Consider the following 18,337-nt stretch of genomic DNA (forward strand, 5'->3'; position numbering starts at 1 on the left):
CCTGGAAAGCGCCGCGCCGAACCGTCCAGGAGAGGCGAGGGCCATCAACCCTCCACCTCCTGCCACTGCCGCGTTGCGGCGGCTTTCACGGTCGCTTCTATGACCGCGTTGATATGGGCCGCTTCGGCAAAACTCGGCGAAGCTGAAGTGTCGTTCTTCTGGATTGCCTCAATAAGGCGTCGGGCCGTGATCACGAATGCTTCGCCATAGCCCAGCCCCTGTCCCTGTGCGTACCAGAAAGGCTCGGCTTCGGGATGGATGCCGCCGATCATGATACGGCGGAAGCCGTTGCGATCCTTCTGCTCGGCCTCGGTGTAGAGATGGATTTCGTTGTTGCGCTCCCAACTGAACGACAGCGCTCCCTTGGAGCCGATCAGCGTGAAGGCGAGGTCGCTCTTGTGCCCGGTTGCGGCCCAGCATGAATGAATCGACCCTGTTGCCCCCGACCTGAATTCCACCAGCGTGGTCATCATGTCGTCGACAGTGACATTCCGCATGGCCGCTCCTTCAGCCCGCAGCGGAAAATAGGTTCGCGAGGATGCCGCAACGCGGGCAATGGGACCCACCAGCGCCACCGCAATGTCGGAAATGTGGGATCCGAGATCACCGCCAGCGCCGGCGCCTGCCCGGGCGCTGTCGAACCGCCAAGCGTAGGGTAGGTCCGGGGCGTTGGCATAGTCCTGGAAGAAGTGTCCTTCGAAGTGATGCAATTCACCGAGTTCGCCGCTCTCCACCAGCTTCCTGGCAAATTGCACCGCCGGCCAGCAGCGGTAGACGAAATTCACCATGTTGACCTTGCCAGACCGACTGGCAGCCTCTGCCATCCGTTTTGCCGAGGCAGCCGAGCTGGCCAGTGGCTTTTCACAGAAGACATGTTTTCCATTGGCGAAGGCGTCGCTGGCGATCTCCTCATGGCTGTCATTGGGCGTAATGATGACCACGACGTCTATGTCGTCGGCGCGGGTAATCTGCTTCCAGTCTGTCGTTGCCTCTGCCCACCCCCACCGGCGTGCACTCTCCTCCGCAAGACGTGCGTCGATGTCGGCTAGGCGAACCATCTCGATCCGCGGCATGTTCGGCCACAGGAAGCCTTCGATGTTCCGCAGTGCCAGGCTGTGGGTCTTGGCCATGTAGCCGGATCCTACAATGCCGAATTTCAAGCTTTTCACGTTCTATCTCCTGGAACTGTTCTGAAGTTCATCGGATGGAGCGCCCGCCATCGACGGGGATGGCGAGGCCGGTCATGAAGCTCGCGTCGTCGCTTGCGAGGAAGGCGACGACCGAGGCCACTTCCTCGGGCCTGCCGACCCGGCCGATAGGATGTTTCGACACGACCAACTGGGTGGCCGCATCCGGATCCTGCGCCGCTCCCAGCCAGGACGTCACCATGCGCGTGCCGATGGCCGCCGGACAGACCGCGTTTACCCGGATCCTGTCGCGTGCCAGGTCAAGCGCCAGCGACGCCGTCAGGGTGGTTATCCCGCTCTTCGACGCGCTGTAGGCGATCATGTTCTCGGTACCGCGAATGCCGGTGATCGAACCGACATTGACGATGGCGCCACCTCCTGCGGCTCTCAACCGGGGAACCGCTGCGCGGCAACCAAGGAAGACGCTCGTCAGATTGGTGTCGATCATGTCATGCCAGAGTTCGAGACTCGTCTCCTCGACGCCTCCACTCGCTCGCGCCCCCGCGTTGTTCACCAGAACGTCCAGATGGCCGAACCGCTCGACGACTGTGGCGACAGCCTTCTCCCACGCCTCGGATGATGTGACGTCGAGGTAGACCGAAAAAGCGCCGTCCACATCTACCGATGAGGGGTCACGCCTGTGCGCAGCGGCTACCTGGCCGCCCTCACGCTGAATCCTGCGTATGGTCTCCAGCCCGATGCCTGTCGATGCGCCGGTGACCATCACGACCTTGCCGTCGAAGCGCTTCATGGAATCGCTTTGCATAGCATTTCAATTTTCATCTTCTCTTGCATCGTTTTTTGCCTTAGAAGCGGTCATATGGCTCGCCGGAGCGACAGCACAGCCTCACTCAGAACCCAAAATGCATAGCTAGTCAAGATTCAGGAACACAGAAAATGGCTCACACAGTCTCACTTACCGCTGCGCAGGCGGTCGTCCGTTTCCTCAAGGCGCAATATTCAGACTATGACGGGCTGCAGGAACGTCTGATTGGCGGCATGTTCGGGATCTTCGGGCACGGCAACGTCGCCGGCATGGGTGAGGCTCTCGAGGAGTATGGCGACGATCTGCCCTTCTACCAGGCGAAGAACGAGCAATCGATGGTTCACGCCGCCATGGGCTATGCCAAGGCAAAAAACAGACGCGCCACGCTTGCTTGCTCCGCCTCGATCGGTCCGGGCTCAACCAACATGCTCACAGGGGCGGCGACAGCTACGATCAATCGGATTCCGGTGCTGCTGCTCCCTTCAGACATCTTCGCGCACCGCAGGCCCGGGACGGTCCTTCAGCTTCTCGAACATCCACTCGAAGCCGATCTGTCGGTCAACGATGCATTCCGGCCGCTGTCCCGCTTCTTCGACCGGATCTCGCGCCCCGAACAGCTGCTGACGGCGTTGCCGGAGGCCATGCGCATCCTTGTCGACCAGGCGAATACGGGCGCCGTTACCATCTCACTTCCGCAGGATGTTCAAGGCGAGGCATTTTCCTGTCCGGCAGGTTTTTTCGACAGGCGGGTATGGCGCATTCGCCGGGCAAGCCCGAATGCAGACGAGATTGCACGTGCAGCCGATATGATCGCGCAGTCCAGCCGACCTCTGATCATTGCCGGCGGGGGAGTCCGATATGCCGCGGCCGAAGCCGAGCTTGTGGCCTTCTGCAACCGCTTCGGCATCCCTGTCATGGAGACCTTCGCGGGCAAGGGCGTTTCGCAGGGTGCATCGCTGCTTCTGGGAGGCGGCGGCACGACGGGAACGGGGGCAGCCGCGCGGGTTGGTGAAAAGGCCGATCTGGTGATTGCAATAGGCACGCGCCTCACGGATTTTGCCACGGCATCCCGGTCGCATTTCAACAGCGAGACCCGCTACCTCTCGCTCAACGTCAACGCTCAGGATGCCTACAAGCTCGGTGCAGAGCCGGTTGTTGCTGATGCCAAACTCGCCCTTGCAGCGCTTGGCGAGGCGCTGGAGGCCAGGGGTTACGCAACATCCCACAGCTTCCGAAACGAGGTTCGTGGCGCAGTCGATACATGGCTGGAAGACTATCGCGCTTCCATCTCGCACGAGCAGGGAGCGCCCCTCAAGCAGGGAACGATCATTGCCATGGTCAACCATGCGGCCGTCAAGGGCGATGTGGTGATTGCCGCCGCCGGCACGCCGCCGGGCGAGATCATGAAGGCCTGGGACAATTCTGCCGGCAGCGAGTGCTTCATCGAATTCGGCTTTTCGTGCATGGGTCACGAAATACCGGCCGGGCTGGGTGTTGCCATCGCACGGGAAAACAGGGGGACCGTCTTCGTCGTCATCGGAGATGGCACCTACCTGATGGGGCCGACCGAACTGGTGACAGCGGTTCAGGAAGGTGCCCGCCTGATCACCGTGGTCATCGAGAACTGGGGATTCCAGTGCATCAGGGCGCTTCAGCAGGCCAGCACCGGCGCAGACAATTTCGGCAACGAGTTCCGTCGCCGCTCGGCCGAGGGGCGCCAGCCCGACGGCGACTATCTCGACGTTGACTACGCGGCGAACGCGCGATCGATGGGCTGCGCGGTGTTTTCCGCTTCCGATCCAGACGGCCTTGCCGAAGCCCTCGCTCAGGCCAGGGCAGTCGACGGTCCCGCCGTGATCGTGGTGAAGGCCGAGAAACGGGGCAGTTCGATCGGGGCCGGCCTGTGGTGGGAGGTCGGTGTCGCCGAAGTTTCCGGCCTGGAACGGGTCCGCGAGGCGCGCAGGCGCTATGAGACAGGTCGCGCGAAGCAGAAGACGCTGGTCTGACTGGAGCGAGCCGATGTCCCAGCTGATCGAAGTGTTGCCGCTACAGATGGAGCTTGGCGAGTGTCCGTTGTGGGACCACCGCCAGAACCGTCTCTACTGGGTGGATATCATGCGCTGTACCCTTTTCGAGCTTGACTGGCTGTCTCGTGCTACGCGCTCCTGGCCGCTGCCGGCACTGGGCGGTGGCCTGGCGCTGCTCGGCGCCGATGAAATCCTGGTCGCGGCGCAGACCGGGCTCTTCCGCTTCAGTCCTGCCAGCGGGCAGTACGAGTACCTTCTGCACCCTGAAATAGGCATGTCGACAAACCGGCTGAACGAAGGCAAGGCGGACCCTGCAGGCAATTTCTGGATCGGGTCGATGTCGACCCTGGGCCGTCGGCCCGAAGGCAGCCTCTACCGGGTCTCGCCCGCCGGCCAGATCAGCCGGTTGCTCTCTGGAATCCACGTTCCCAACGCCCTGGTCTTCCTTCCCGATGACGAGGTCATTTTTACCGACAGCCATATGAAGGTGATCTGGCGTTACCATCTCGATCCGTACAGCGGAGAGCTTGCCGGACGACAGGTTTTTGCCGACGATACCGCACTGGCATCGATACCGGACGGCGCGGTCGCCGACAGGGAGGGCAACATCTGGAACGCCAAGTTCGGCGGCGGGCGGATCGCCGTCTACCAGGGGCAGGGGCGGCTTGCAGACGAGCTGCTCCTGCCAGCCACGCAGGTAACATCCTGCGCGTTCTGCGGGCCCGATCTCGACCATCTCGCGGTGACAACAGCCAAACGGCTGCTCGACGATGAACAGAGACGAGCCCAGATCGAGGCCGGCAACCTGTTCATCTTCAGGCCGGGGGCAACCGGTTTGCGCGAGCCGGTCAGCCGGATCTGACCGAAGCTGTGCGATGGGATCGGACGTGCGCCGGCAATTTCGAGCGAATCTGCGGAAGGCCGGTTCAGCGGATACCCCGCCTCACGCCGTCTTCCGCGGCATCAACATTGGAAGCGTCGACAATGGCCGGGCCCGTGTAGATGTCGTCAGCCATCGTGAAGCCCTGCGCCACATGCAGCCACATCTGCTGCACCGACAGATAACCCTGCAGATATTGCTGGCTGTCGATCGTGCCGACAATGTCGCCGGATCGGATGCCATCGATCTGCGGCTGTGCAACATCGAACGTCATGTGGGCCCACTGACGTGCGTGGGGGACCAGTTTACGGGCGTCAATAACCGCCTGTGCTCCTGGAGGCCCGAGTGTGAGCACGGCGTCAACGCCGGTGTTTTCAGTCAGATATTCCGCAACTGCCCGCGCACAGGCTTGCGCATCGCCGCCAGGCACACGCAGTCGGTCTGACCTCAAGCCCCTTGCCCCGAAAGCCTGTTCGAAACCCTGATAGCGATCGGAATGGCAGATGTGGTCGTGCAGGTAATGATCCACGCACATGCCGCTTTTCGGCGAGAGTTTTCCGATCAGATAGTTGCCAGCCAGGCGTCCGGCGTTGGTATCGTCGCCGCCAATGTAAAACAGATAGGGAATGCGCTCGCCTTGCGGCCGTGGGTCCCTGGCGTTGATTGCTATGACCGGTATGCCACGCTGGATGACGGCTCGAAGCGGCGCGTCGACCGTCTCCACACGAGGAATGGTGGAGATGATGCCATCCGGTTGCGCATGCATGGCTCCCTCGATAAGCCCCGCCTGGATTTCGGGCGAGAATTTCCCTGGTCTCAGGTGCTCGACGTCGACATCATAGCGCTCCGCGGCGTCCATAAGCCCCTTGCGAAAGACATCCCAGAACACGTCGCCGAGGATGTCGTGGGTGATCGCGTAGAACTTCAGGCGTTTAGGTCGCATCTCGACAAACCCACAAATGCATAGCTATTCATCTATCCCTGTGCTACATGCCTGCCCCTTGAAAATCAATCAAAAAGTGACCTATGCGCAAGTACCGGATCGTCATTGTGGGAACAGGAAGAATAGCTGCCGTCCATGCTCGCTCGGTTCACCGCAACCCGTCTCTGGCGCTTGCGGGCTTCGTCGACCCCCTTGCTCCGAGCAGTCTGCCGTCGGATTGGGGCGTATCCTGTTTTCCCACGCTGGGCGAGGCCGCCGGGGCGGTGGCGCCTGACGCTATCGTCATAGCTTCACCGACAGACACGCATGTCAACTATCTGGCGATGGCCGTCAGTCTCGGTCTGCCTGCGCTGTGTGAAAAGCCCGTCGCCCGTGATCGCCGCTCCATCGAGGCGGCAATTGACCTTGTGAGCAGATCCGGCCTTCCGGTTATACTCGGATTTCACAGGCGCTTCGATCCAATGCGGCGTGAAGTCCGCAACCGGATAGCGGCCGGCGGCATCGGCAAGATCGAACATATCCTGCAGCTGAGCCGCGACGTCTCACTGCCGGATCGAAACGTCACGGCGCATCAGGGCGGCATCATCGCTGATATGGTGGTTCATGATCTTGACGAACTCCTCTGGCTGGTGGGACGCCAGCCTGACCGCGTTCACGCCCGCCTCGACAGGAACGTCGATGCCGGCCTCGCCGAGATCGGGGACCACGACACCGCGTCGCTGCAACTGGAATGGGATGATGGTCCCGTGGGCCATATCTCGGCGACCCGCAGGGCCGTCCATGGTTTCGAGCAGCGGCTTGAGGTCTTCGGGTCTGGCGGCCGTCTCGTTTGCGATGATCCCCGGATCAGCTGCGTTCGCCAGGATTCGGCACAAGGCACATTTCTGGACCGTCGCGATGCCGGCTTCCAGGAGCGCTATTGCGATGCCTACCAGGCCGAAGTCGACCATCTCGCGGATATTTTGCGATGCGGCGGCGAACCCCTGTGCAACCTCGAGGATGGCCTGAGGGCCTTCGATCTGGTGGAACGGGTGGTGGAGGGCGCACGATGACAATTTGACGTGTCTTCGTCTCGCTCATTGTATCCAGAACTGCAAACGTGACATTGTCGATGTCGTTCTTTGTCGCTAACCTGCCGCCTTGTGCATTGCAATTCAGGGGCGGAGTCTGGTGTGCGGCAGGACGGTGAAAACGGCAGCAAGCAGCCGACGTTGCTAGACGCAGCTGGAGGTCCGGATGGCCGCGGCAGGCAGCAGCCGTCTTCGATCGACGTGGCACGTCTGGCCGGAGTGTCGCAGTCGGCGGTATCGCGTGCCTTTACCCCCGGAGCCAGCGTCAGCAAGAAGACGCGCGAAAAAGTGATCGCGGCAGCGCGTGAACTTGGCTACCAGCCAAGCATCCTTCCGCGCATCCTGGTAACGCATCGCTCGCAGTTGATCGCCATCGTCATTGGCGGAATGTACAATCCCTACTACGCCAACATCTTCGAGCAGTTCACCCGCCAGTTTCAGGCGCAGGGCTACCAGGTTCTGGTGTTCTTCGTCGATCATAACGAGTACTTCGACGCCGCCATTCCCCTGATCATGCGCTATCGCGTCGACGGCATCATATCGGCGCTGTCCATCATGTCCAAAGACGCCGCGGACGAATGCGCACAGATGCGTATTCCCATCGTCCTGCTCAACGGCCGGCAGCAGAACAAGTGGGTTTCTGCCGTTTGCTGCGACAATGTCGAAGGCGGCAGGCTGATTGCAAATCTCCTGTTCCAGAAGGGCGGAACGCGATTCGCCTACATCGCCGGTAACGAAACGCTGGCCAATACCGATCGCGAGCAGGGATTTGTTGGGCGCCTGAAAGAGCTCGGCGTCGAGCATGTCGAGATCGTAAAAGGCAATTTCCACTACGAGGGCGGCTATGAAGCCGCTCGTACCCTGTTTGCGGGAGAGAGCCCGCCGGACGCGGTGTTCTGCGCAAACGACCTGACTGCCATTGGGGCAATGGAATGCGCCCGCGTCGAGTACGGCCTGCGCATTCCCGAAGACGTCATGATTGCCGGCTTTGACGATGCGACATTTTCGAGCTGGCCGTCCTATTCATTGACCACGGTCCGCCAGAATGGAGCGGAAATGGTTGACGCAGCCATCGCCGCGCTCAAGCAACGCTGGCAGGAGGGCACTGCCGGCGGCGGCAAGTTGCGCCTCGTTCCCGGAACGCTTTGCGAGCGAAAATCAACCGCACGCTAGCCCGGACATCTGCCAGTTCCGCCGAAACACTCGTTTCTATCTGGCGTGACCTCGTGAACTGCCCAATTCATTGCAGCCGGCACGCCGATAACGGCAAATCCTGCATGCATTTCAGGTTCCGGCTTGACTTTGCATAGCTATTCATATTTTAAGGTCACACGCTTGACAGGATCGGTTGGCAGCGGACGAAAGTGCAGAAACGGGACCTCGGAATGGCCGGATCGAACGAAATTGGCATTGGCATGGTCGGCTACGCCTTCATGGGCAAGTCACATACGCTTGGCTACCGCGATGTGTCTCTCGTCGCTCCGGAGGCCGTGCCTCGCCCAAGGCTGGTGTCGCTCTACGGCCGCGATGCGCAAAAACTCGAAGCAGCCAGAAATCGGCTGGGATGGGAACAGGGTGTCACGGACTGGCGCGACATCGTGGCCGACGACAGGATCCATCTGTTCGACAATTCAGGTCCAAATGCGCTGCATGTCGAGCCGACAATCGCCGCAGCTCGAGCCGGCAAGCACGTGTTTTGCGAGAAGCCGCTTGGCCCCACTGCAGATGACGCCTTTGCGATGTGGGATGCAGCTCACAAATCAGGCGTTAAGCATATGTGTGCTTACAACTATCGCTTTTTTCCCGCGCTGCAGCTCGCACGTGAGATCATCCAGTCCGGCGAGATCGGCGAAATCTTTCACTACCGGTCGCAGTTTCTTGTCTCCTCGTCTCTCGATGAAAAACGCGAGAAAAGCTGGCGCGATGACAGGCAGGCTGCAGGTGCGGGAGCGCTCGGCGATCTCGGGGCGCACCACATTGATCTCTCACGCTTCCTAATGAATGCTGACCCAACGACCGTGCAGGCCGTTACCCGAATAAAGGTCGGCGCCGCAAGCGATGGCGCCCGGATCGAGACGGACGACCAGTTTGCAGCGTTGTTCGACTATGACAACGGCGCGCTCGGCGTCGTCGAGGCCTCACGGGTCGCTGGCGGTCATCTGGTTACAAGCAGGATCGAAGTCGACGGCTCAAAAGGGTCGATAGCGTTTTCGATGCAGCGTCTCAATGAGCTGCGTGTTGCTGGAGGCGACAAGGCCTTCCGGACAATTCCGGTCATGCGAAGTGCTGATCCCTACCAGTCAAACTGGTTTCCGCCAGGCCATCCGCTTGGTTGGGTAGACACATTCAGCCATGAGGCCGTTCACATTCTGGGTGCGATTGCTGGGTTGCATGAGGTTGCTCCGATCGGAGCAACGTTCCGCGATGGGTACTACTGCTCCGAAATCATCGATGCAGCGATCAGGGCCGCCAGCCTCGGTCAGCGCGTCGACATCTCCTACCGAAGCGTAGACGAGTGAAGGGGTAATCTGGTGCGTATCTTCATCAGCTGGCCGGGCTTCGATCGCAACGGCGCGACCACAGGCAGACGCCTCCTGGATGCCGGCCATGAACTGGTGCTCGCGCCGAAGCTTGGCGTCCGGACGCCCGACGAATTGACGCATCTGGCGGCAGGTTGTGCCGCTGCGATCGTCAGCACCGATCCGTTTACGGCGGACGTCCTTCGTGCGCTTCCAGATTTGCGGATAATTGCGCGCGTCGGCGTCGGCTTCGATTCGATCGATCGCGCCATGGCTGATGAATTGGGAATTGCGATCGCAATCACCCCGGGCATGAACGCCGAGACCGTGGCAGACCACACGCTGGCGCTCATCCTTTCGGCCGTACGCAAGATTCCCCAGCAGGACAACTCGGTCAAGGCCGGCCGCTGGGAGCGCGTAGGTCCACTGACGCCCGGCGAACTGCCGGGCAAAACCGTTGGACTTGTTGGCGCAGGTACCATCGGGCGCGCAGTGGCGCGCAGACTTGCCGGTTTTGGGGTCACCATCTGCTTTTTCGATGCTCAGGTCGATGCACTTGCCGACGCCGAAAAGGTTGCCAGTTTCGAAGAGCTTCTGAGCCGTTCAGATATCGTCAGCCTCCATGTTCCCCTCATCGCGGAGACCAATCACCTCATCGATGCCAGCGCAATTGCCCGGATGAAGCCCACGGCCATTCTGGTGAATACATCCCGCGGCCCCGTAGTCGATCAAAAGGCGCTTTTCGAGGCTCTGCGGGAGGGAAGGCTGGGCGGCGCGTGTCTCGACGTTTTCGAAACGGAGCCACCGGGCGCCGATACCCTTCGCGATGTCCCCAATCTGGTCTGTGCAGCGCATATGGGTGGCATCAGCCATGAGTCCATAGCGCGCATGACTGGGTCGGCAACACAGTCCGTTCTTGACGTGCTTGCAGGACGAATGCCCAACACCGTCGTCAACCGTGACTTCCTCCGGGGGAGCCAATGACCACGCATCCTGCCCCTTCGTTTCGCTCGCGACTGCGTTCTGGCGCGCCGCTCATCGGCACCTGGATCAAGACGCCCAGCCGCACTGTCGTTGAAGTCCTTTCGAGCTCGACACTGGATGTCCTGTGTCTCGATGCCGAGCACGCACCGTTCGATCGTGGCGACCTGGACGGGTCGATCTTCGCTGCCCGTGCGCTTGGTATGCCAGTTCTTGTCCGTCCCGGCACGGCATCGGCCGACAGCCTGCTGAACTGCCTTGATCTGGGTGCCGTGGGGGTTGTCGCGCCGCACATCCGCAGTGGTGAAGAGGCTGACCGGCTGGTGCGGGGCGCCCTGTTCGGTCCTGGCGGCCGCGGCTACGCAGGGTCAACGCGTGCGGCAGGCTACACAACCAAACCGATGGCTGAACACCGGGAGCGGTCGACCGAGGACACAGTCGTAATCGCCCAGATCGAGGACCGGGAAGCTCTCGACAATCTGTCTGACGTCATCCGCGTCGAACGCCTGGACTGTCTGTTCATCGGCCGCGTTGATCTCACCATTTCGATGGGGGCTACTTCTCCCAAAGATCCACAGGTGGTGGAAGCGGTCGATGAAATCTGCCGGAAGGCCGCCGAAGCCGGGATGCGCACGGGCATGTTCGTCTCGGATCTTGCTGAACTTCCTGGCTGGCTGGCACTGGGGTCCAGCCTCTTCCTGCTGTCGAGCGACCAGACCTTTCTGCAGGAGGGGGCTCGATCTCTCCGATCCGCATTCGACATTTCCACCCGCCAAGACACTGAAACTTCTTTGATGGAACCCACATCATGAACGTAGCTTTGATAACCGGCGCATCGCGTGGACTGGGTGCCGTCATGGCCCGCAGCATGGCGGCAGATGGCTGGGCTGTGGCGGTCAACTATGCCAGCGACGAAAAAAGCGCCTCGCAGGTGGTGCGCACGATCGAGGCGGATGGAGGCAAGGCTTTTGCAGCGCGGTTCAGCGTCGTTGACAAAGACCAGCTGCGTGTCGGTCTGGATCAGATACGCGACGCTCTCGGACCGGTCGATCTCATCGTGAACAACGCCACGGGACCACAGCCGGAAATGCCGCTGATGGAACAGTCATGGCGGACGTATCTCGACCAGCTCGAGTTCTTCGTAAAGGCGCCGCTTGAACTGCTCCAGCTTGTGCTGCCGGACTGGCGCGCCCGCAAGTCCGGCCGGGTCATCAACATCGGCTCTGAGATCGCCGAGCTTGGTAACCCGAATTTCGGCAACTATGCATCGGCAAAGGGAGCAATGCTGTCGATGACGCGTTCCTGGGCCAATGAGCTCGCCCCGGAGGGAATTACGGTGAACCTCGTCGCGCCGGGCTGGATCCCGGTAGAACGCCATGCCGAAGTACCAGAGGCCAGTCGCAACTGGTACCTCGACCGCACGCCCCTTGGCCATTTTGGCACCCCCGAGGACATAGCCAACATGGTCGCCTTTCTGGCATCGCCGAAAGCAAGTTTTATCACTGGCCAGAAGTTCGCAGTGAATGGTGGCCGGACGCTGCTTTAGGAACCGCGCTCCGGCAATTTTCAAATCGCAACAGGGCAGCGGGGACGGGTCTGAGATGGTCAAGCCGTTGAAGTTCGGCGTTGTGGGCGTCGGAACAGTAAGTATCCGGGGGTTGATCCCCCATCTTGTGCAAGATGACATTCGTGACAGGGTTCTGCTGACGGCATTGTGCGATCCCGTGGTGGACCGCGTCGAGACAGCTGCACACCAGTATGGGATCACCCAGGCATTTACCTCGTACGAAGAGTTCCTGGCTCGATCGGATGTCGACGCGATTACAATCGCGACTCCCATTGGCCTCCACTATGAGCAGGGCAAGAAGGCCCTGCTTGCGGGCAAGCATGTCCACTTCAACAAAACAATGACCGTCACTGCCGCGGAAGCAACTGAACTAATCGATCTGGCAAGGCAACGAAATCTGCGAATGGTCTCTTCACCGGGTGAGATGCTCCGTCCTCACAACATCAGGACAAAGGAAATGATCCGGGATGGTACAATTGGCGATGTCGCTTGGGCGATCTGTGGGGCTGCGTTCGACGCCTACCACGAGGCCGAACCGGAGCGGGACTTCGGCCCAGGGCGAACTCCAATCGATCCGACATGGTATTATCGAAAGCCCGGCGGAGGCCCGCTCTATGATATGACGGTATATGCGCTTCACGGGCTGACAGGAATCCTGGGACCTGCAAAGGCAGTGACTGCACTGTCGGGAGTCCGTGTTTCAAACCGCAATTTCAATGGAAAGCTTATTCCGACAGAAGCCGACGACAACACGCTGATGCTGCTTGACTTTGGAGAGAGTCTTCTTGCGGTGGTGTACGGCACGGCAGCGGGGGGAATCCGCAATTCCCTCGACTTTAGCGGCACATATTTCGGCACCAAGGGCACCATCGCGGGCCTTACGCTAAATGGCGAGTTCTATGACTATGAGGGGCGCAACACGGCTATCCTGGCGCCCGACAAAGGTAGCAGGCCTGGCTTTGGCGGGAATGAATGGATACTTCCAAACATTGTGGGCGTTCACCGTGAGATCCCGGAACAGCATGTGTTTGCAGACATCATGCAACTGGTCGATGTGATATTGACGGGCGGCGACACGGTCGCCTCGCCAGAACATGCGCGTCACGTGATAGAAATCATTGAGGTTGCATACCGGTCGGCGAGCTCAGGTTCGCGTGAATTTTTACGAACAGTATTTTGAGAATTTCGCGTGGACATCCATGCCCGGCGAAGATGTTTCGTCGGACGCCCTCACTCTTCAACAGGCTTTTCAGACCCTTTGCCGGAGAGGTCGCCGGACATCCGGCTGACGTCTTGCGGAAACAGGTTCCAACCGAAAGGATCATGCGGTGGGACAGACGGTTTTCATCCCTCGTGAGCTCGACGCCAACGAGCCGCGCGTTGCGGCATCGCCCGACACGGTGAAGCGGCTGGCGGCGCTCGGTCTCGACGTGGTTGTCGAAACCGGCGCCGGCACCAGGTCACGCATTCCCGACGAGGAGTTCGCCAAGGCGGGCGCCACGATCGGCAAGGCCGGCGATGCCGCCAAGGCCGATGTGGTGCTGAAAGTGCGCCGGCCAGGCGAAGCGGAGCTCAAGGGCTATAAATCAGGCACCACCGTGATCGCCATCATGGATCCCTACGGCAACGATGCTGCTGTCGCCGCACTTGCCAAGGCCGGTGTCACCGCCTTCTCGATGGAATTCATGCCGCGCATCACCCGTGCCCAGTCGATGGACGTCCTGTCCTCGCAGGCCAATCTCGCCGGCTACCAGGCGGTGATCGACGGCGCTTCCGAATATGACCGGGCACTGCCGATGATGATGACCGCAGCCGGCACCGTGCCGGCGGCAAAGGTCTTCATCATGGGTGTCGGCGTCGCCGGCCTGCAGGCCATCGCCACGGCAAGGCGGCTTGGCGCTGTCGTCACCGCCACCGATGTGCGCCCCGCCGCCAAGGAACAGGTCGCTTCGCTCGGCGCAAAGTTCCTCGCCGTCGAGGACGAGGAATTCAAGGCAGCCGAGACGGCTGGCGGCTACGCCAAGGAAATGTCGAAGGAATACCAGGCCAAGCAGGCTGCACTGACCGCCGAGCACATCGCCAAGCAGGACATCGTCATCACCACGGCACTGATCCCCGGCCGTCCGGCGCCGAAGCTGGTTTCGGCGGCCATGGTCGCCTCGATGAAGCCGGGTTCGGTGCTGGTCGACCTCGCGGTCGAGCGCGGCGGCAATGTCGAGGGCGCGGTGCCGGGTCAGGTCGTGACCACCGCCAACAACGTCAAGATCGTTGGCCATCTCAACGTGCCGGGCCGCGTCGCTGCTTCCGCCTCGCTGCTTTATGCCCGCAACCTGTTCGCCTTCCTCGAAACGCTTGTCGACAAGACCACCAGGACGCTCGCCATCAACCGCGACGACGATCTGGTCAAGGCGACGATGCTGACCGATGGCGGCAAGGTCGTGCATCCCGCCTTCGCCGGCAAGCCGGCGGTGATGATTGCCTCGGTCGAGCCTGCGAAGCCCGCTGCCGCGAAGAAACCAGCCGCTCCAAAGAAACCGGCCGCAGCCAAGTCGAAAGGGATCGCGTGATGGACCAAACCTTGCAGAAAGCCCTCGACCAGCTCGATCAGGCGACTGCCGCCGTCCGGCTCGCGGTGCAGAACCTGGCCACGGCGCCCGGCGGCACTGAGGCGGCGGGCGACGCCGCGCACGCACTGTCCGGCGGCGCCATCGATCCCTTCGTCTTCCGCTTCGCCATCTTCGTGCTGGCGATCTTCGTCGGCTATTATGTCGTCTGGTCGGTGACGCCGGCGCTGCACACGCCGCTGATGGCCGTCACCAACGCCATCTCCTCGGTCATCGTCGTCGGCGCGCTGCTCGCTGTCGGCATCGCGGCCTCCGGGCTTGCCGCGGGCTTCGGCTTCGTCGCCCTGATGCTGGTCTCGGTCAACATCTTCGGCGGCTTCCTCGTTACCCAGCGCATGCTCGCCATGTACAAGAAGAAGGAAAAGTGAAGTGAACGCCAACTTCGCCTCCTTCCTCTATCTGGTCTCCGGCGTCCTGTTCATCATGGCGCTGCGCGGCCTGTCGCATCCGACCACCAGCCGCCAGGGCAATCTCTACGGCATGATCGGCATGGGCATCGCTCTTTGCACCACGCTGGCACTGGCGGCCCCGTCTGTCCCGTCGGCCGGCCGCTATTGGCTGATCGTCCTCGGCCTCGCCATCGGCGGCTCGGTCGGTGCTGTCACCGCACGGCGCATCGCCATGACCTCGATGCCGCAGCTGGTTGCCGCCTTCCACTCGCTGGTCGGCCTTGCCGCTGTCATGGTGGCGGCTGCTGCCATCTACGCGCCTGAAAGCTTCGGCATCGGCACGGCGGGCGACATCCACGCCCAGGCGCTGATCGAGATGAGCCTTGGCGTCGCCATTGGCGCCATCACCTTCACCGGCTCGGTCATCGCCTTCCTGAAGCTCGACGGCCGCATGTCCGGCAAGCCGATCATGATCGGCGGTCGTCACTTCATCAACGCCGCGCTTGGCATCGCGCTGATCGTGTTGATCATCCTGCTCGTCACCACTGAGTCCAAGCTGGTGTTCTGGCTGATCGTCGCGGCCTCGCTTCTCCTCGGCGTCCTCTTGATCATCCCGATCGGCGGCGCCGACATGCCGGTCGTCGTCTCGATGCTGAATTCCTATTCGGGCTGGGCAGCGGCGGCGCTCGGCTTCACCCTCGGCAATCTGGCGCTGATCATCACCGGCGCGCTGGTCGGCTCGTCCGGTGCGATCCTGTCCTACATCATGTGCAAGGGCATGAATCGAAGCTTCATCTCGGTCATCCTCGGCGGCTTCGGCGGCGAGACGGCGGCGGTGGTCAGCGACGGCATCGAGCGCACCGTCAAGCAGGGCTCGGCCGACGACGCGGCCTACCTGATGATGAACGCGCAAAAGGTCATCATCGTGCCCGGCTACGGCATGGCGGTCGCCCAGGCGCAGCATGCGCTGCGCGAGATGGCCGACAAGCTCAAGGCCAACGGCGTCGACGTCAAATACGCCATCCATCCGGTCGCCGGCCGCATGCCTGGGCACATGAACGTGCTGCTGGCCGAGGCCAACGTGCCCTATGACGAGGTGTTCGAGCTGGAGGACATCAACTCGGAGTTCGCGCAGGCCGACGTCGCCTATGTCATCGGCGCCAACGACGTCACCAACCCGTCCGCGCGCGATGACAAGTCCTCACCCATCTACGGCATGCCGATCCTCGACGTCGACAAGGCCCGCACCTGCCTGTTCGTCAAGCGCTCGCTCGGCTCCGGCTATGCCGGCATCGACAACACGCTGTTCTACAAGGACGGCACCATGATGCTGCTCGGCGACGCCAAGAAGATGACCGAGGAGATCGTCAAGGCCATGGATCACTAAGCCCGGCCTGTAGCAGCGACCCTAGTTCTGAATAGAAGGCGCTTGCTCGCGAAGATCAAGAAGGCGGCCGCATACGAGGCGTAGAAATTCATTGTCGATCGTTTCGCCGACGAATTTTGGCGTGCGCCTTTTGCCTCGGAAAGTGACGTCGGACGGGCATCTATTCGGAGTCATCACCGCTGGGTTCGCCACCGAATACGAGAACATACGAAGGATATGGCTGGCTAACCACCCGCTAACTGTTTGTTCTTGTTAAAAGGAGGCGTCCCTCAGCAACTAACATAATCGTTATCCATCAATAGCTTACGAAGCGGTTCGCCAAGGTCGACAAGGAGTTGGTTCAGCCACTCGCCGAAGGCATTTATCTTTATGCCGAATGGCAGCTTTGCGCCCAAATTGTGGTCGTTCCCGCAAACTTTGCTTTGACCTAAAAGCCGACGTTCCGCGGAGGGCCTTGGGTGGAGGCTTCACCCTACACTCCAGAATTACGCAGACTAGGCCAACTGCCTGGCGCATCGATCCACATTTGTTGCGTTCCGCGGCCCCGCGTCTTGCAGGCAGAACTTGCCAGCCAAACTAAACGCCTGCCACTCAGCGCGGTGCTGGATGGCGACGTGGCTACGATCGAAGCGAATTTAGCGCCGTTTGAAGGTCGGCAACCACGGTGGGGATGCTAAACACCTTTCCTGTTATGCCCTCATGCGCCAGATCATTGCGAACGGCATAGTAGTCGGCGATCTTGGTGAAGTTTTGCGATCGCATATCGAGCAGCACGCGCACTCTATTCAGAAATGAGGTTTGTAGCTTTGTCCCGTTTAAGAGCGTCTCCCATGCTCGCCTGTGGCGAAAGAGCGGCTTGCCGGTTCTGGCTTTGACAGCTGTATCGGCGCGGTCGGTGATGTATCGCTCAAATGTTCCGAAGATGATGAGAAAGTATGCGCCATCGTTGATACGGCGAAGTTCGGTGTATCGCGTTATGGCGTGCTGGTGATTGCGCGCCGTCGCGCGGAACAGTTTGCTCGCATAGTCTGTATCAAGCTGCGCATGCAGTTGACTTGCGAGAATTAGTTCTCTCATTGGATGGCTGCGATAAGCTGCTGTTGGCCAAACCTCACGGCCTTCGAGCCTGGTGAGGAGTAAATCATCCAGATTGGGTCATTTGGCGTGTCGCTGGCGTTTATGATCGTCGCTCCACCGCTGGGCGTGAGCACGTCGACTCTGCCGTTCGCGCCAATAACCCACAGACCAACAGGAAAAATTGTTGCAGCAACACGCGTCCCCTTTCGTATCCGCAACATGGGAAGCTTCACAGCGGACACTGCAAAGCGCTGCATCATCTCTTCGTTCATCGAAACAGTCTGCGTCCGGTCGACCGAGTAACCGTGCGGTTCCACCCACCCCTCGATCTGGATGAAGAGCGCTTCAACCTGCTCGACCCATCGGGCTACGCGCTCTTCCACCCTCGCGCTATCAAACTTCTGCGCCGATCGCCGGTTGGAAATGTCCGGACTAACGCCGGTCTCGACCACTTCGGCCAAGCCAAATTGAGCGTCAGGCTGATTCCTGCCCGCTGACCAGATTTGCAGCGTGAGGCTGCCTCGATCCAAAAGCCAGAGTTCCGTTCGATCGAACGGGTACCCCCGGTCGAACGGAAGGCGAGCCCACTTCTCCAGTGTTTTCCCCGGGCGGCTGCCGGTCTTGGTCGCGCTGCCCAGCTTGACCTGCACTGCCACGAATTGTCCGTCCGGGTCAGTGTAAGCGAAGTCATAACCCGGATCGTTGGTTTGTTCTTCTCTTTGATCGGGCAATTTTAAGTGCCCTTCATCGCCGCCAGACAGGATGTCGGATTCACGGAGATTGGGCAAAGTTCGGCGGGAACCGCCAGGCTCAAAAACCAGCTTGCGGTGATCCTTCAACAATAATCGAGGTTGTAACAATCGGCACCCCCTAGTATTATATTAGCGCAAACTCGTACCCCCGCGAAGATAGGACTCAAC

The 18,337-nt window shown here is 60.8% G+C and carries 17 protein-coding genes; 12 read left to right on the forward strand and 5 right to left on the reverse strand.

Annotated features, from left to right (window positions below):
- Window positions 1–44 precede the first annotated feature (44 nt).
- Entirely contained in the window at window positions 45–1,169 is a 1,125-nt protein-coding gene (locus NKI54_RS28785) for a Gfo/Idh/MocA family protein (protein WP_352633983.1), read from the reverse strand.
- Between the two features lie 28 nt (window positions 1,170–1,197).
- Window positions 1,198–1,953, reverse strand: a complete 756-nt coding sequence (locus NKI54_RS28790; RefSeq protein ID WP_352693013.1) for an SDR family NAD(P)-dependent oxidoreductase — start codon at window positions 1,951–1,953, stop codon at window positions 1,198–1,200.
- Window positions 1,954–2,084: 131 nt separating this feature from the next.
- Here NKI54_RS28790 and iolD point away from each other — a divergent pair, with 131 nt between their 5' ends.
- Together iolD and NKI54_RS28800 are read left to right on the forward strand one after the other, a co-directional pair.
- Complete coding sequence (gene iolD, locus NKI54_RS28795; protein ID WP_352633979.1) at window positions 2,085–3,959, forward strand: 3D-(3,5/4)-trihydroxycyclohexane-1,2-dione acylhydrolase (decyclizing); 1,875 nt, start codon at window positions 2,085–2,087, stop codon at window positions 3,957–3,959.
- Between the two features lie 13 nt (window positions 3,960–3,972).
- On the forward strand, window positions 3,973–4,842 hold the full coding sequence (locus NKI54_RS28800; protein WP_352633977.1) for an SMP-30/gluconolactonase/LRE family protein: 870 nt from the start codon (window positions 3,973–3,975) through the stop codon (window positions 4,840–4,842).
- 64 nt (window positions 4,843–4,906) lie between these two features.
- Here the strand turns inward: NKI54_RS28800 and NKI54_RS28805 are convergent, their stop codons facing one another.
- A complete protein-coding gene (locus NKI54_RS28805; RefSeq protein WP_352633975.1) occupies window positions 4,907–5,803 on the reverse strand; it encodes a sugar ABC transporter substrate-binding protein in 897 nt (298 codons plus the stop codon).
- Window positions 5,804–5,910: 107 nt separating this feature from the next.
- Here NKI54_RS28805 and NKI54_RS28810 point away from each other — a divergent pair, with 107 nt between their 5' ends.
- From NKI54_RS28810 to NKI54_RS28855, 10 genes are all read left to right on the forward strand, one after another.
- Window positions 5,911–6,855: a Gfo/Idh/MocA family protein gene (locus tag NKI54_RS28810; protein ID WP_352693016.1), complete on the forward strand. Its 945-nt coding sequence runs from the start codon at window positions 5,911–5,913 to the stop codon at window positions 6,853–6,855.
- 120 nt (window positions 6,856–6,975) lie between these two features.
- On the forward strand, window positions 6,976–8,046 hold the full coding sequence (locus NKI54_RS28815; RefSeq protein ID WP_352633971.1) for a LacI family DNA-binding transcriptional regulator: 1,071 nt from the start codon (window positions 6,976–6,978) through the stop codon (window positions 8,044–8,046).
- A gap of 242 nt (window positions 8,047–8,288) precedes the next feature.
- Window positions 8,289–9,392, forward strand: coding sequence for a Gfo/Idh/MocA family protein (locus NKI54_RS28820; protein ID WP_352633969.1), 1,104 nt, complete (start codon window positions 8,289–8,291; stop codon window positions 9,390–9,392).
- A gap of 96 nt (window positions 9,393–9,488) precedes the next feature.
- Window positions 9,489–10,376, forward strand: a complete 888-nt coding sequence (locus NKI54_RS28825; RefSeq protein WP_352693018.1) for a phosphoglycerate dehydrogenase — start codon at window positions 9,489–9,491, stop codon at window positions 10,374–10,376.
- On the forward strand, window positions 10,373–11,185 hold the full coding sequence (locus tag NKI54_RS28830) for an HpcH/HpaI aldolase family protein (protein WP_352633966.1): 813 nt from the start codon (window positions 10,373–10,375) through the stop codon (window positions 11,183–11,185). Before NKI54_RS28825 ends, NKI54_RS28830 begins: the two co-directional genes overlap by 4 nt.
- Window positions 11,182–11,919, forward strand: a complete 738-nt coding sequence (locus tag NKI54_RS28835; protein WP_352633964.1) for an SDR family oxidoreductase — start codon at window positions 11,182–11,184, stop codon at window positions 11,917–11,919. Before NKI54_RS28830 ends, NKI54_RS28835 begins: the two co-directional genes overlap by 4 nt.
- Window positions 11,920–11,974: 55 nt before the next feature.
- Window positions 11,975–13,120 carry a Gfo/Idh/MocA family protein gene (locus NKI54_RS28840; RefSeq protein ID WP_352633962.1) on the forward strand — a complete coding sequence of 382 codons (1,146 nt, stop codon included), beginning with the start codon at window positions 11,975–11,977 and terminating at the stop codon, window positions 13,118–13,120.
- Window positions 13,121–13,268: 148 nt separating this feature from the next.
- Entirely contained in the window at window positions 13,269–14,507 is a 1,239-nt protein-coding gene (locus NKI54_RS28845; RefSeq protein WP_352633960.1) for a Re/Si-specific NAD(P)(+) transhydrogenase subunit alpha, read from the forward strand.
- Window positions 14,507–14,932 carry an NAD(P) transhydrogenase subunit alpha part 2 gene (locus NKI54_RS28850; protein WP_502898263.1) on the forward strand — a complete coding sequence of 142 codons (426 nt, stop codon included), beginning with the start codon at window positions 14,507–14,509 and terminating at the stop codon, window positions 14,930–14,932. Before NKI54_RS28845 ends, NKI54_RS28850 begins: the two co-directional genes overlap by 1 nt.
- Window position 14,933: 1 nt before the next feature.
- Entirely contained in the window at window positions 14,934–16,340 is a 1,407-nt protein-coding gene (locus NKI54_RS28855) for an NAD(P)(+) transhydrogenase (Re/Si-specific) subunit beta (RefSeq protein ID WP_352633956.1), read from the forward strand.
- A gap of 618 nt (window positions 16,341–16,958) precedes the next feature.
- Here NKI54_RS28855 and NKI54_RS28860 read toward each other — a convergent pair.
- Complete coding sequence (locus NKI54_RS28860) at window positions 16,959–17,417, reverse strand: hypothetical protein (protein WP_352633954.1); 459 nt, start codon at window positions 17,415–17,417, stop codon at window positions 16,959–16,961.
- Window positions 17,414–18,256, reverse strand: coding sequence for a hypothetical protein (locus NKI54_RS28865; protein WP_352633952.1), 843 nt, complete (start codon window positions 18,254–18,256; stop codon window positions 17,414–17,416). The genes NKI54_RS28860 and NKI54_RS28865 overlap by 4 nt, the downstream gene beginning before the upstream one ends.
- Window positions 18,257–18,337: the final 81 nt, after the last annotated feature.

The sequence above is a fragment of the Mesorhizobium sp. M0663 genome (assembly GCF_040320585.1).
Taxonomy (GTDB): Bacteria; Pseudomonadota; Alphaproteobacteria; order Rhizobiales; family Rhizobiaceae; genus Mesorhizobium.